General features: G+C 25.6%; 12 protein-coding genes. 9 read left to right on the top strand and 3 right to left on the bottom strand.

The annotated features are described in order from the left end of the window. Positions 1 to 110 precede the first annotated feature (110 nt). Both AS160_RS06005 and AS160_RS06000 read left to right on the top strand, forming a co-directional pair. Positions 111 to 2,072: a methyl-accepting chemotaxis protein gene (locus AS160_RS06005; RefSeq protein WP_165146363.1), complete on the top strand. Its 1,962-nt coding sequence runs from the start codon at positions 111 to 113 to the stop codon at positions 2,070 to 2,072. A 91-nt stretch (positions 2,073 to 2,163) separates the two neighbouring features. Then, positions 2,164 to 2,769, top strand: a complete 606-nt coding sequence (locus AS160_RS06000) for a hypothetical protein (RefSeq protein ID WP_165146360.1) — start codon at positions 2,164 to 2,166, stop codon at positions 2,767 to 2,769. 60 nt (positions 2,770 to 2,829) lie between these two features. Here AS160_RS06000 and AS160_RS05995 read toward each other — a convergent pair whose 3' ends face one another. Then, positions 2,830 to 3,207 carry a hypothetical protein gene (locus AS160_RS05995; RefSeq protein ID WP_165146357.1) on the bottom strand — a complete coding sequence of 126 codons (378 nt, stop codon included), beginning with the start codon at positions 3,205 to 3,207 and terminating at the stop codon, positions 2,830 to 2,832. Positions 3,208 to 4,072: 865 nt separating this feature from the next. Between AS160_RS05995 and AS160_RS05990 the strand changes: the two genes are divergently transcribed. Genes AS160_RS05990 through fba form a run of 7 tightly spaced genes read left to right on the top strand, consistent with a single transcriptional unit; the run spans position 4,073 to position 10,009 of the window. Further along, positions 4,073 to 4,423 (top strand): carboxymuconolactone decarboxylase family protein, encoded by a 351-nt coding sequence (locus AS160_RS05990; protein ID WP_165146354.1) that lies wholly within the window; start codon positions 4,073 to 4,075, stop codon positions 4,421 to 4,423. Position 4,424: 1 nt separating this feature from the next. Beyond that, positions 4,425 to 5,453, top strand: a complete 1,029-nt coding sequence (locus AS160_RS05985) for an L-threonylcarbamoyladenylate synthase (protein ID WP_165146351.1) — start codon at positions 4,425 to 4,427, stop codon at positions 5,451 to 5,453. A gap of 1 nt (position 5,454) precedes the next feature. After that, positions 5,455 to 6,222 (top strand): type III pantothenate kinase, encoded by a 768-nt coding sequence (locus AS160_RS05980; RefSeq protein WP_165146348.1) that lies wholly within the window; start codon positions 5,455 to 5,457, stop codon positions 6,220 to 6,222. Further along, positions 6,222 to 7,556 carry a radical SAM protein gene (locus AS160_RS05975; protein ID WP_165146345.1) on the top strand — a complete coding sequence of 445 codons (1,335 nt, stop codon included), beginning with the start codon at positions 6,222 to 6,224 and terminating at the stop codon, positions 7,554 to 7,556. The genes AS160_RS05980 and AS160_RS05975 overlap by 1 nt, the downstream gene beginning before the upstream one ends. Then, the gene (locus tag AS160_RS05970; RefSeq protein WP_165146342.1) at positions 7,544 to 7,906 is read left to right on the top strand and encodes a hypothetical protein; all 363 of its coding nucleotides are present in this window, start codon (positions 7,544 to 7,546) and stop codon (positions 7,904 to 7,906) included. The genes AS160_RS05975 and AS160_RS05970 overlap by 13 nt, the downstream gene beginning before the upstream one ends. 8 nt (positions 7,907 to 7,914) lie before the next feature. Continuing rightward, positions 7,915 to 9,003, top strand: coding sequence for a MoxR family ATPase (locus AS160_RS05965; RefSeq protein ID WP_165146339.1), 1,089 nt, complete (start codon positions 7,915 to 7,917; stop codon positions 9,001 to 9,003). A 58-nt stretch (positions 9,004 to 9,061) separates the two neighbouring features. Next, a complete protein-coding gene (fba, locus tag AS160_RS05960) occupies positions 9,062 to 10,009 on the top strand; it encodes a class II fructose-1,6-bisphosphate aldolase (RefSeq protein WP_165146336.1) in 948 nt (315 codons plus the stop codon). 362 nt (positions 10,010 to 10,371) lie between these two features. On the opposite strand, the gene AS160_RS05955 is transcribed toward fba, so the two are convergent. Together AS160_RS05955 and AS160_RS05950 are read right to left on the bottom strand one after the other, a co-directional pair. Beyond that, a complete protein-coding gene (locus AS160_RS05955; protein ID WP_165146333.1) occupies positions 10,372 to 12,960 on the bottom strand; it encodes an ABC transporter permease subunit in 2,589 nt (862 codons plus the stop codon). Next, entirely contained in the window at positions 12,960 to 14,732 is a 1,773-nt protein-coding gene (locus AS160_RS05950; RefSeq protein WP_165146330.1) for an ABC transporter permease subunit, read from the bottom strand. The genes AS160_RS05955 and AS160_RS05950 overlap by 1 nt, the downstream gene beginning before the upstream one ends. Positions 14,733 to 14,787: the final 55 nt, after the last annotated feature.

The raw sequence follows: 14,787 nt of genomic DNA, 5'->3' as shown, positions 1-14,787 counted from the left end.
AATCCATGCGAGAGTAGGTAGCGCCCTTCTTTTTATTTTCCCCCCTGTCTTTTGACAGGGGGTTTTTTATGTTATAATTATTATATATATTTTTTTAGAGGGGGGATAAAATGAAATCTATTAAGGTAAAAATCGCTTTATTTGTTTTTATTATTGTTTCATTTCTTGGATTATTTATTGGTTTATTTTTATATTTTAATTTAGGATCTTCATTAAAAACAATACTTTCTGACTCCTCATTTTCTACTTTAGAACAACAGTCAATTCAAATTAAAAACTTCTTTGATGGACTTATTAATCAAATTAAAATTGTTTCAAATCAAAATATATTTAAAAATATGAATTTTGATGATTCTGTTGAAGTATTAAAAAGGGATTTGAAAATTTTAGATGACTTTTCAATGTTATTCATTGCTGATATGAATGGAGAGGCTTATACAACATCAGATGTAAAAGTAAATATAAAGGATAGAAAATATTTTCAAGATATAATATCAGGAAAAGATATAGCTATTAGTAACGTTTTGATTTCGAGAGCAGATGGTACTTCCATAATAGTTATAGCCCATTCTATAAAAGATGAGAATAATAATACTATTGGTTTAATTGGAGCTACAATATCAATAGAAAGATTTTTTCATTTTTTAACAACAGATAATGAAAAGGGGATTTATAGTTTCATAATAGATTCTAATGGAATTATTATATCTCATTCAATAAAGGATTATTTAGGTAAAAAAATTTTAGATTTAGATGGAATGGGTACAATAGCTCAAAAAATATTACAAGGTGAAAAAGGTTATGGAAATGTTATTACTAACAATGAAAAAAGAATGGTTTTTTATGCTCCTATAGAATCTTTAAATTGGTCAGTTGGATTATCAATACCAGAGAAAATATTATTTGAAAATTCAAAAAGAATAATTCTATTTTTAAATATAATTCTATTAATAACAATTTTAATAGTATTATTTATTTCTATATTATTAGGAAATTCTATATCTAATCCATTAATAACATTATCAGAAAAAGTAAAAAAATTTGGTGAGGGTGATTTGACACAAAAATTTGAAATTAAGGGAAAAGATGAAATTGCAAATATTTCTGAATCTTTGAACTACATGTCAAAACACCTTAATGAATATTTTAAAGAAATAAAAAAATCATCTGAGGATTTAGAAAAGATGACTTCAGATATTTATCAAAATGCTGATATTCAAGTGTTACAAATGAATAAAATTAATGAAAAAGTGGAGAAAATTAATGAAAGTTCAAATTCAGTTTCTGCGTCTGTTGAAGAAATTAATTCTGGTATAGAAGAAATAACAGCAGCTGCTCAAAATATATCAACTAAAATACAAGATTTATTTAAAAAAGCAGATGATGTATCAAATACTGCGAATGAAGGTAATGATTCAATTATAAAAATTGTTGAAATAATTTCTCAAGCTGTTGAGCAATCTGATAAAACTGTAAATACAGTTGGGAAATTGGTATCTAATGCTGAAAATATAGGACAAATAGTTGAAACTATAGAAAATATCACAGAACAAACAAATTTATTAGCATTAAATGCAGCTATAGAAGCTGCTAGAGCTGGAGAAGCAGGAAAAGGATTTGCTGTAGTAGCTGATGAAATAAGAAAATTAGCAGAAGAATCAAAAAAAGCAACAGAAAGAATTGCTCAAATATTATTAGAAATACAAGAAGAAGCTAAAAATGCAAGTGTAGCAACAGAAAAAACTGGTAAAATAATAAAAAATATAGAAAATGAATCTATAAATATATCTGAAAAATTTAAAGTTATAATGAAAAAAATAGAGCAAATTACATTGAATATAGAAGATTTAAGTTCAAGTTCAGAAGAACAGAGTGCTTCGACTGAGGAAATATCCACAGGAATGGATAAAATTACCAAAGATATATCTCTTATTTCAGAGGAAATTTCAAATATAACTAATTCAATAAATATACAAAGCCAGAATATTGAAGAATTAGATAAATTCACAAAAGATTTAGAAGAAAAATCGTTGATTTTAGTAAAAGGTTTAAAAAGGTTTAAAATAAGTTAATTAAATGAATACTGTATGAGTGCTGTTTGTTAGCACTCATATTTTTTATATAATATTAAAATTAACCGATATATATAATGGAGGTGATATAATGAGAATTAATAATAACATTGAATATTTTAAGTACTTTGAAATTAGAATGATTGATGAAAATTTTTCTGAAGGAAAGAATAAAGAGGAAGCAAAAGAAGATGTATATATTAAAACAGAAATAGAATATATGAAGGCAACATATTCTAATTTATATAATAAAAAGATAGAAATTAATTCTAAGCGTTGGAAAGAATTGAAAAATAATTTTCAAATGATGTTTGATGAATTTAAAGCTTGGGTAGAAGATAAAATAAAAAAACAATTAGGAATTACTCAGGATGAAAAAATAGAAATGAAAAAAGAATTAGAATATGGGAAATGGAGTCCTGAAAATGTATCTGATAGAGTAATAGAATTTGCTAAATCAATTTCAAATGGAGATAAATCTAAAATTGAATTGTTAAAGAATTCAGTGAAAGAAGGATTTGATAATGTAAAAGGATTGATGGGTGGCACATTGCCAGAAGTTAGTGAGAAAACATATAATTTAGTTATGAAAAAATTTGAAAGTTGGGAAAAAGGTGAAGATAGAATACAAATTGAGGAAGATAGCATAGAATATATTAATGTAAAACAGGAAGTAATTAAAGATAATAAAAGATAATTTGATTAAGAATATAATCTTAGAATATTTTTGATTTTTTTAAACTTTTTAAAGAATATATTATATAGCTTTATTTTTCTTTATAAAAGTTCTATAAATAATTAAAGAAATTATTATAGTTAAAATACCAGCATAACTCGCTAAAGCATCATATATAGAAAAATATCTATACGGAGATAATGCCTGTATATACTCACTTCCAATTGGAAGAATAAAAATTATAGCTCCAAAAAAATATAAAAAGAATTTTCTATGAAAGTAGCTTTTTAAAAATAAAAACATTCCACCAGCATATGCTAAAAAATGCCAAATTTTATCTTCTCCTTTAAATCTAGAATAATTAAAAGGAGCCCTTGGCGTAGTTGCAAAATATATTAATATTATTAAATATAATATAAAAAGTATATCCCAAAATATAGTCTTTATTTTTTTAATCATGACAACCTCCTTTTATATTATTTTACCATAATTATTTAAAAAATCCATGCAACATTTGTTGCATGGATTTAAAAAAATATAGTTTAAAATACTATTTCGGCTCCTATTAATAATGGCCATGGGAAAAATCTTGGAATTAATATAAATTTATTTTCTTTATTTAAAGGTTTAATAACAGAGGTAAATCCATAGATTAATTCTAATGATAGATTATCATTTAAAGCAAATCCTAAAGAATCTTTAATGTAACTTTTTGCTATTTTTGAAAAAAGTAGTTTATGTCAATTCCAGTATATATAGCAGGAATAACCCTATAACCAAAAATAGCAAAATTTATAATATCTAAACCTATAGAAATTTTTGAATGTACATTTTAAGAACTGAAATCAACATCCTCTAAAACACTTGAGTCAAAACCAGCATATGAGATACCAACTACATTATTGTTTTCTATTAAGACGGAGTCATTACTAAACCCTAAATTTTCTAAATCATATATTTTTTCAATAGGTATATTATTTTGAATGCCACCATAAATGGAATAACCAGAGAAGCCAATGAAAATATCAGTCCAATAATAACCACCAACTATATAATTTGAAAAAGAAAAGGTAACTAATATTAAAAAAGAAATGATAAAAAAATTTTTTTCATAATATCACCTCCTGATTTTATTAAAAAATGTGAAAAAATATATATAGAAAAAAATTTACAAAAAAATAATTATTTCAAAATATATATAAACTATTATTATATAAAATAAAGTGTTTAATTTTATTTCGTTAATAAATTTATTAACATTATAATAATAATATATTAATATAGTATATAAAAATATTTAAAAGAATATGAAGGAGGTTTTATAATGAACTTAAAAGAATTTAATGAATTTAGAGAAAAAATGAATGAAAAAATATTGAATAATGGGACATTAAATACAAAAAGATTTTTTAATTTGGATGGTGCTGTGTATAAAGATGGAGCAATACCAACAAAGTATAAGGAAATGTTAGGTCTTGTAGCATCTATGGTTTTACGATGTGAAGGGTGTATTGCATATCATATTAAAAGATGTCTTGAAGAAGGGGTAACAGATGAAGAATTTTATGAAGTATTTGATATAGCTTTAATAGTTGGAGGATCTATAGTAATTCCACACTTAAGAGAAGCTGTAGCATTTTTAGAAGAAGCAAAAAAAGAAATTATAGGTGAATAAAATGAAAACCAAATTATTGAAAATTAATCCATTTGATATAGATTTAAATAAAATAAATATAGCAGCAGATATTATTAAACTGGGAGGATTAGTTGTTTTTCCTACAGAAACTGTGTATGGATTAGGTGCAAATGCATTAAATGAAAAAGCGGCAAGAAAAATATATGAAGCTAAAGGCAGACCTTCAGATAATCCACTTATTATGCATTTTGATAAATTAGAAAAAATAAAAGATTATGTTTATATTACTAAAGAGTTATATGAAAAAATAAAAGTATTTGTTCCTGGCCCAATTACTTTTGTATTAAAAAGAAAAAATATAGTTCCAGATATAATAACTGCAAATATGGATACTGTAGCTGTTAGAATTCCAGCACATCCTATAGCAAATAAGTTAATAGAAATGTCTGGAGTACCAATTGCGGCCCCAAGTGCTAATTTATCTGGGAAACCTAGTCCAACGATAGCAGAACATGTTATTGAAGATATGTTAGGAAGAGTTGATACAATTATAGATGGTGGGAATGTAGACTTTGGTTTAGAATCTACAGTTATAGATTTGACAGAAGAAACACCTTCTATATTAAGACCTGGCCCAATAACACCAGAAAAATTAAAAGAAGTATTTGGAGAGATTAAAATTCCAGAATTTATATATGGTAAAGCTAAAGTTGATATAGCAAAAGCACCAGGTATGAAATATAGGCATTATGCTCCAGATAAGAAAACTATTTTAGTTGAATATTCAAGAGATAGAATTAATATAATTAAAGAAAAAATAAAGAATTATAAAAATCCTTTGTTAGTTTTATTTGAAGAAGATAAGGTATATTTTAATGAATATGATATAATTGTTTCAGGTAGAGAAAATGATTATTATAAGATTGCGGTGAACTTATTTTCTATTTTAAGAAATGCAGATAAGACAAATAATGATGTAATAATAATAGAAGGTGTAGAAGATAAAGGGCTAGGTATTTCTATAATGAATAGATTAAGAAAAGCTTCTACTGAAATATGGGGTGAATAATTTGAGATTATTATTTGATGTAGGAAATACTCACATAGTTATAGGGTTATTTAAAGATAATTTTATAAATACATGGAGAATAGGTACTAAATCATTTGAAACAGAAGATGAATTATATTCACATTTATATCCATTGTTTAAAAGGGAACAAATTGATGAAATTGAAATTAATTCAGTTATTATATCATCTGTCGTGCCTTCAATAAATTATATATTAGGGAAATTTGCACAAAAATATTTTAATACAGAAGCAATTTTTGTTAATTCAAAAAATTTAAATAATATGAAATTAAATGTTGATTACCCAAATGAAGTGGGTGCTGATAGAATAGCCAATGCCTTAGCGCTAAAAAAATATTATGGTGAAAATGCTATAGCAATAGATTTTGGAACTGCTATAACAATAGATGTGTTATATAATGGTAATTTCATAGGTGGTTCAATAATACCAGGAATAAATACTCAAATGATGGCATTATTCTCTAAAACAGCTAAATTGCCTCAAGTTGAATTAAAATTTCTTGATTATTCAGTTGGTAAAAACACAATAGATAATATTCAAATAGGTATTATTAAAACAGTTGTATATGGAATTCAAAGATTATTATTAGATATAAAAAATGAATATAACACTCATTTTAATATAGTTATTACAGGAGGAATAGGAAAATCATTACAAGGTATAATTCCTGAATTTAATAACTATGATCCATATCTAACACTTAAAGGAGTCAACGTTTTCTATGAAATATTGAAAGGAGTAGATTAATGGCATCATTTTTGCTAATTAATCCATGGATATATGATTCTGCAGCATATGATTTCTGGTTAAAGCCTTTAGGATTATTATATTTAGGAAGTATATTAAAAAATCAAGGATATGATGTATTTTTAATAGACTTAATGAATAGATATGATAAGTATTTTGTAGAAAAAAATCTAATTAAAGATAAATATTATGGAACTGGAAAGTTTTATTATGAAGAAGTTGAAAGACCAGATATTATTAAAAATATACCAAGAAAGTTTAAAAGATATGGACTTCCCAAGCAAGAGTTTATAAATAGATTAAAAGAATATAATAATGTTGATGGGATTTTAGTTACCTCAGTAATGACATATTGGTATTATGGAGTATATAAAACCATAGAAACAATTAGAGAGGTTTTTCCTGAAAAGCCAATATTTCTTGGAGGTATATATGTAAACATAATGCCTCTCCATGCAAAAAAAACATTTGAAAAATTAAATGTAAATATAATTAATGGAACTGGTAATGTTGCAGCAAAAAAATTACTTGATTATTACGATGAAACATTAAATGAATTAGATTGGTTTGAAGAATTAGAACCTGCATATGAATTATATGAAGGAGAATTGCCTAATATAGTTATTACATCTTCGATAGGTTGTCCGTATAAATGTACATATTGCGTAACTCCTAGAATGTGGAAATATCAAAGAAGAAGTATAAAAAATATAATTAAAGGCTTAGAAAAAATACTAAACTATAAACCAGTAGACGATGTGGTGTTTTTTGATGATGCCTTTTTAATACACCCTGAAAGAGAGAAATTATTAGAAGAATTGTCTAAATTTAATGTAAGGTATCATCTTCCAAATGGTATTCATGCAAAATTAGTAAATAAAAAAATTGCAAAATTATTTTCAAAAGCTAATTTTAAAGTAATAAAATTAGGGTATGAAACATCAAATGAAGAGATGCAGAAAAAAACTGGTGGTAAAGTAACAAATGAAGATTTAGTTAGAGCTTCTAATTATTTATTAAATGAAGGGTTAAACGAAACATCTGCATATATTATGGCTAATTTACCTGATCAAAAGGTTGAAGATGTAATTAAAGGAATAGATTTTTGTATGGATTTAGGTATAATCCCTTCAGTAAATGAATTTACTCCTATTCCTAATACACCTCAATATAATGAGTTAGTTCAAAGAAGTTGGTTAGATTATGATATTGATCCATTGCTATTAAACAATACATTTTTGCCATATTGGTGGAAATATGGAATGAATGTAGAGCAAATAGAATATATTAAAGCATATTTAAATAAAAAGAGGGTATTAAAATGGAAAGTTTAAATGATGAAAATATAAAAGATATAAAAATTTTAATTGAAAATCTTGATAAAATTGAAAATTTAATAGATAGAATTATATATAATGGAGATTTTGAAACATTGCCTAAAATATTAGATCAGAGAAAAAGCATTCTAGAAAAAATGTTAATTTTTTCATCGTCACAATTAATACAAGATAGGATAGATAAATTACTTGAAGACGATAAAAAAAGAATAGAAATTATTAAACCAGAAATGGAAAAAATAAAACAAATGTTGAAAACTACAAATAAAGGTAAAATTGCCATAAAAAATGGTTATATGAAAGTACAGGATGAGGTAGCAAAAAGAAGATTTAATTCTAATGGGTAGGTGAAAGAATGAAACCAGGAGATATAAAATTCTTATCCAAAAAAATAATGGAAGTAGGAGAAATACCCTTAATATGGGGACATTTTGGGGTTGGTAAGACTGATATAGCAAAAGATATAGCAAAAGAAACAAATAGAGAATTAATAATTTTAATAATTTCTCAAATGGAACCAGGTGATTTAATTGGATTACCTTCAAAAGAAGAAGATAAAACTGTTTTTTTAAAACCAGATTGGTGGCCAGAAAATAATAATACTATAATTATGATTGATGAAATAAACAGAGCACATAGATCTATTAGAAATGCCATAATGCAATTGTTATTAGATAGAAGAATTCATAATCATGTTTTACCTGAAGGTACATGGATAATGGCTGCAGCAAATCCACCAGATGATGATTATGATCAAGTGGATTTAATAACAGATCCAGCATTTATGTCTAGATTTTTTCATTTAAGTTTAAACCCTGAAGTGAATGAGTGGATTAAATGGGCACAAAACGAAAAAGTTTCAAATGAAATTATATCTTTTATTAAAGAATATCCGGAATTTATTTCTAATGGAAAAAGTGTATCATATAGGTTAGATTTAAAGCCTAGCCCTAGAAGTTGGTATAAACTTAGTAATGTTTTAAAAAATTTAAATGAAGATGAAATAAAAGAGTATGCATATATTTTAGCTTCAGGAATAGTTGGACCTGAAGCCGCTAGAACATTTTTAAATTTTATTGAAAGTAAAAGTAATATACCTACGCCTGAGAAAGTATTATTTGAGATGGATGAAATATTAATTAATAGAATAAAAGAAATGAGTATAGATGAGAAAAACTCTATTATTTTAAGATTAAATAAGTATTTTGAATTATTGGAAGAGGATGAAATGGTAAGCATTTTAGATAATTCTGAACATAAATTAATGGCAAAAAATATAAAGGAATTATCTAAAATAATTTCAAAAGATTCAGCTTATTCTATATTGAGAAATATAGATCATTTTGCTAATAAAAATAAAGGTTTAAAAAAAGCTTTTTTTGAAAAATTGTTTGAAGAGTTGGCAATTGTTTTGGATAATGTAAATTGGTTAGAAGAGATTTAACAGAACTATGGTATAATATTAGTTGAAATCTTTAAATTCCTAATGGGAGGGGTTAAATATGCCTTATGTAAATACAAAAGTTATTTTGGAAAATGCTGATAAAAATGGTTATGGAGTTCCAGCTTTAAACATTAATAATCTTGAATTTTTGCATTATATAATTGAAGCTGGAGTAAGAATGAATTCACCTGTGATTATAGAAACAAGTCAAGGTGCAATGAAATATGCAGGTAATGGAGATTTTAGAAAAGGTGCAGAAATTTTTGTAAAAATGGTAAAAACATTTGCAGATGAAGTAGATATCCCTGTAGCATTACACTTGGATCATGGTAAAAGTTTTGAGTATATAATTGCTGCTATTAAAGCAGGGTATTCATCAGTAATGATTGATGCTTCTGAACATCCATTTGAAGAAAATATGAGAATTACAAAAGAAATAGTTAGAATTGCTCATGCAGCTGGTGTATCTGTAGAAGCTGAATTAGGTCAATTAGCTGGAGTTGAAGATGAAGCTGTAGCAGCTGAAAATGTATTAGTTGATCCAGAAGAAGCAAAAATATTTGTTGAAGAAACAGATGTAGATTTCTTAGCTCCTGCAGTAGGAACATCACATGGTGCTTTTAAATTTAAAGGAGCTGCAAAAATAGACTATGATAGAATAAAGAAAGTAAAAGAATATGTAAAAAGACCATTAGTATTACATGGAGCATCCTCTGTAGTTCCTGAGTTTGTTGAAATTGCAGAAAAACATGGAGCAGATTTTGGAGGAGCTAAAGGTGTTCCATCAGAAATTTTACAAGAAGCAGTAAAATATGGAATTAATAAGGTTAATACTGATACAGATTTAAGGATTGCTTTTGTTGCTGGTTTAAGAGAATTCTTAAATGGTAATCCAAAAGAATTTGATCCAAGAAATTATTTCAAATTAGCTAGAGAATATACAATAAAAGTAATTACTGATAGAATGGAAGTTTTAGGATCAGCTGGAAAAGCAGATTTATTCTAAAATTAACGCTTGGAAAATTAAAAATAAAGATTAAAGGCTCCAGTACTCTCTGGGGCCTTTAATCTTTATTAAAATATTTTATGAATGATTAGGATGCTTTACATTTAAAATATACTTCTTAATCCACTTTTGTGTCTATTTATTTTACATTGGATAGGTCTAATTTTATTTTAGGATCATTTAATAACCTTAGCATATCTTCCTTATTATATTTTTCATCTATTTTTATCGTACATATTTACCATTAATACAGTTCTCTTATATCTCATTACTTCTTTTTTAACACATCTGAATATTTTCTTTTATATAAAAAAACACCCCCTACTTTTATTTTATTACTTTTGGGGGTGTTTTTTAATTGTTTATCCTTTTACAGAACCTTGAGTTAATCCGCCAACTAAATATTTTTGCATTGATAAGAATAGTAATACCATTGGAACAGCTCCTAATAATGCAGCAGCAGTGAATAATCCCCATTCAGTTTCAAATGGTCCAGATGTAAATGTTTGTAATCCGACTGCATATGTATAATTAGTTTCACTAGATAATACAATTCTTGCTAATACAAATTCATTAAATGTCCCCATGAAAGATAATATAGTTACAACAGCTAATATAGGTGATGCTAATGGTAGTACTATTCTCCAAAATGTTTGAAATCTTGTAGCTCCATCAATCATAGCAGATTCTTCAAGTGAATCTGGAATTGTATCATAATACCCTTTTATAAGCCACATATTAAATGAAACTCCACCAAGATATACAAATATCAAACCAGATAATGTATCAAGTCCAATTACACCAAAATAATCTCCCATGAATTTTAACATTCCGTATAATGCAATCATATACATAATTGCAGGGAACATTTGAATTAGCATTAAATACAATAAACCTTCTTTTCTTCCTATAAATCTCATACGGCTGAAAGGATAAGCTGCAACTGCGGTGATCATAACAGTTAAAATTGAAGTTATACCAGCTACTATAATAGAATTTAATAACCATCTTAAGAAAGGCTTTCTTTGTTTTGGATTCCAATTATCTAAAAGATTGTATATATTTTTATCTATTTCTCTTAAATCATTTTTTAATGATTTATATTTTACAGAATCAGCTAAATCTGAAATGATTCTAGATGATCTAGAAATATTCGCTTTAGCTGGACCAAATTTAGAGTTATATATAGACGATATTTCCGTAATAGGTAAAATATCTGCAGTATAACCAGCGTAATTTATTTTTAAATAGTTTTCTGAATTATTTTCTATATCATTAATTTTATCTTCAATATTTAACATAATATCATTAAAAGCTATTTTACTAGAGTAAAATTTTTCCGAAGCTTCAAAAATATCTTTTCGTAATGTAAAAATATTTAAGTCTTTTTTATAAGGCTTATAATATTCAACTAATTTTGAACTTAATATATTTGCAAGGAATTCAGATTCATAATAATTATTTATTGGAATATTTGTAAATTCTTTTAAAATAGTGAATTCACCATATTTTTTTAGTTTATCAAAATTTTCTAATATATCTTTGTTTTTGGTATATATTTTGTTATACCTTGAATTTAATTCGTTAAGTTTTGAATTTAAATCATCTAAATTATTTTGATATGTATTAAATTCGTCTAATTTAAGCGATAGATTTAAAATTAAATTATTTAAAGTAAATAACGTATCTTCATATTCATCAATAACGCTAACTATAGTTTTAAATGCTGGATTTGTTTTTTCTAAATTAGGATTAATGTATTTTAGATTATCTTTCAACCATCCAAAAGCATCGTAATATTTCTTTATAGCATCTTTATAAACATCAAAATCAGCTAACTTTAGTATATTATCATATATTTGAGAGAAAGCATTATAAAACATAGTAACTTTTTCTGATAAAATCATTACTTCTGGTGAAGATATAACGGTATTAATATTTTTGTCTAATATATTTTTAGCAGACTCTATCTTTGAACTATTAGGAATGTATAATTCTAATAATGCAGTTAAATCATTATTATACTTTAATAATAAGCTTTCAATATTTGATAATTTATTTTTTATTAATGAAATATCTTTTTGAGTATCATTAATTTCTTTTTCTAAATTAACCATTATATCTAAATCTTCGCCTATAGTTTCTTTTTCTAAATTAGCAAAATATTCATCAATCTTAGATGCAATATTTAATATTTCTTTCCAATTATTTGATAAGTCTTTAATCATAGGATCTAATTTTAAAAGATTATCATTTGATTCAATTTTTAACCATTTTTTGTATGTTTTAATCTTCCAAAGTGTATAGTTTGGTTTTGTGGAGTATATAGTTTCAATTGAAGCATCATAATAATCCATATTTTCATTATTTCTTTCAATATTATTTAAAACATTTATTATACTTGAACGCAAATCAATGTATTTTTTTATTTGATAATTTAATTCATTTATTTTATCTTTAATACTTTTAATATAATCTTTATTGAAATTGTTCTTTTCTTCTAGTTCTAGTAAATTATCATATTCCAACTCTCTAGCCTTGTTAATATCTAAAATAATATTTTTATCATTTAAAGAGTTTTTTAGGTTAGTAAATCTTGTTTCAATACTATTAAGATAGTCTTTGGTTTGAGAAATATAGGATTTAAAAGAGTTTAATTCATCAGTAAGTTTATTTTGTGCTTCATCTATACTAAGATCTGAATTTTCGCCTATGAAATGTAAAGTACCATTTATATCTTTTATTAATTCTGGAACTGTTGCTCTAGGGAATAATAAGTCCCTATAATAATTTAATGTGATTCTAGAAGAGAATAATTTTGGAGAAAAAGCCGCATTATCTCTTCTAATAGATGTAGTTACAACCCAAACTAAAGGGAAAAGAACAATAATTAAAACAATAATTAAAAAAATATGTCTTAATACATAATTTTTCTTTTGTATCATAGCCATTATCTGCTCACCTCTTCAAATGCCCCTGATAATTTAAAGTTGAAATAACTTATTGCAGAAACTATAGCAAAAATTAATATAGAAATTGCACTTGCAAATCCAAAATCTTGGCCTCTTGAACCTTCAAATGCAAGTTTATATGTGTATGAAATCAAAATATCTGTAGAACCGGCTGGGGTTGTAGCACCTGGCATTGCAGGTCCTCCGCCTGTTAAAAGATAAATATTAACAAAATTATTAAAATTAAAAGCAAAACTACTTACTAATAATGGTGTTAAAGATACCATTAATAATGGTAATGTAATTTTTCTAAATTGAGTCCATCTTGTAGCTCCATCAATAGAGGAAGCTTCATATAATTCATCAGGAATACTTTGCAATGCACCTAAAGTAATTGTCATCATATATGGAAATCCAAGCCATGTGTTAACTATTAAAACGGCTACCTTAGCCCAGAAAGGATCATTTAACCATTTTATAGGTTCTAGTCCTAGATTTGATATAACAAATCTATTTAAAATACCGTATGTTTCATTAAAGAATCCATTTCTCCATATTAAAACAGAAATAAAACCAGGGACTGCCCATGGTATTATTAAGAGAGTTCTATATAAAATTCTACCTTTCATAAATTTATCATTTAGCATTAAAGCTAATACCATTCCTATTATAAAGCTAAACAATACACTTAAAGCAGCATAAGTAAATGTCCAAGAAAATATTTTTAAGAAAGGTCCTGATATTTTGGGATCATCTTTAATTCTGTTAAATTGATATGCTCCAACAAAAGATGAAAAACCTATTAAACGATTTAATTCGCCCTTTTCATTATAATCCCAAAAAGCACTATCTTTTTCAATTAATTCAGTATTTGTTCTAGTATTATATATAACCGTTTTATATTTTTTCTTGTTATTTTCAAATATAGGTTTAACTTTTAACTCATATATTCTATATGCTTCAGAAAACTTCTTATATATATATCTTGAGGATAATCTATATACTTTTCCATCATAATTTTTTAATTCTAGCATACCTATATATTTTTGTCTTAATACCGAATTATAATATGCAGAATTTTTAAATGTACTAGAATCATTTGGAGAGTAAAAATACACGTATTTTTCACCATTGTTATCTTCAAACCCCAAAATATTTTCTATCTTTTCTTCAATAGTACTTAAATTATTTAATTCTTTTTTTAGAAATGCAGTATAAGTGTTTCCGTTAAATGAAACTGATAAAGAATTTTCATTTACTTTTTTTAAATCCGAAGAAGCATTTTTGGCATTTCCTTTTGAATCATAAATAATATCTTTTGGTTTTTCAGTTAATAATATTTCCTTATCATTATACAAAACAATTAAAAACTCTTCAGTAGGTTTAAAATCTTTTTGTTTTACAAAGATTTTAAAATTATAACTATTTGCATTTTCTGGCTCATACAAATAATTTGGATCATTTAATAATATTTGCATTGCCTGATCCCTGGTAAATAAATGCCCTGTCCCATAATTTGTAAATGCTGTTCTAACTGTATAATATATGGGATAAACTGTCAAAATAAATAAAAAAAACATTGCAGGTAAGGTGTATCTGTATGGATAACCCTTTTTAGAAAAAATGGCTAGATTAGCTAATACTACAAATGCACCTATAACAATAGCTAAACCGTAATTTCCTAAGCCGGAAAGTATAAATATAGACCATACTAAACCAGCGTTCATTAGAGATATGACTGTATATAACAACAACTTTCCAAGGACTTTCATGGTTTCCCTCCCTTAAAATGTATGAAAAATTTAGATTTTTTACAATAATAGGGTA

Origin of the sequence: Marinitoga sp. 38H-ov (genome assembly GCF_011057715.1) — a bacterium.
Classification (GTDB): domain Bacteria; phylum Thermotogota; class Thermotogae; order Petrotogales; family Petrotogaceae; genus Marinitoga.
This window is presented reverse-complemented; position numbering and strand designations above follow the sequence as displayed.

Bases quoted from the DNA above. Each gene is read 5' to 3' on its own strand.
- AS160_RS06005 (WP_165146363.1), top strand. From the start codon at position 111: ATGAAATCTATTAAGGTAAAAATCGCTTTATTTGTTTTTATTATTGTT.
- AS160_RS06000 (WP_165146360.1), top strand. From the start codon at position 2,164: ATGAGAATTAATAATAACATTGAATATTTTAAGTACTTTGAAATTAGA.
- AS160_RS05995 (WP_165146357.1), bottom strand. From the start codon at position 3,207: ATGATTAAAAAAATAAAGACTATATTTTGGGATATACTTTTTATATTA.
- AS160_RS05990 (WP_165146354.1), top strand. From the start codon at position 4,073: ATGAACTTAAAAGAATTTAATGAATTTAGAGAAAAAATGAATGAAAAA.
- AS160_RS05985 (WP_165146351.1), top strand. From the start codon at position 4,425: ATGAAAACCAAATTATTGAAAATTAATCCATTTGATATAGATTTAAAT.
- AS160_RS05975 (WP_165146345.1), top strand. From the start codon at position 6,222: ATGGCATCATTTTTGCTAATTAATCCATGGATATATGATTCTGCAGCA.
- AS160_RS05970 (WP_165146342.1), top strand. From the start codon at position 7,544: ATGGAAAGTTTAAATGATGAAAATATAAAAGATATAAAAATTTTAATT.
- AS160_RS05965 (WP_165146339.1), top strand. From the start codon at position 7,915: ATGAAACCAGGAGATATAAAATTCTTATCCAAAAAAATAATGGAAGTA.
- fba (WP_165146336.1), top strand. From the start codon at position 9,062: ATGCCTTATGTAAATACAAAAGTTATTTTGGAAAATGCTGATAAAAAT.
- AS160_RS05955 (WP_165146333.1), bottom strand. From the start codon at position 12,960: ATGGCTATGATACAAAAGAAAAATTATGTATTAAGACATATTTTTTTA.
- AS160_RS05950 (WP_165146330.1), bottom strand. From the start codon at position 14,732: ATGAAAGTCCTTGGAAAGTTGTTGTTATATACAGTCATATCTCTAATG.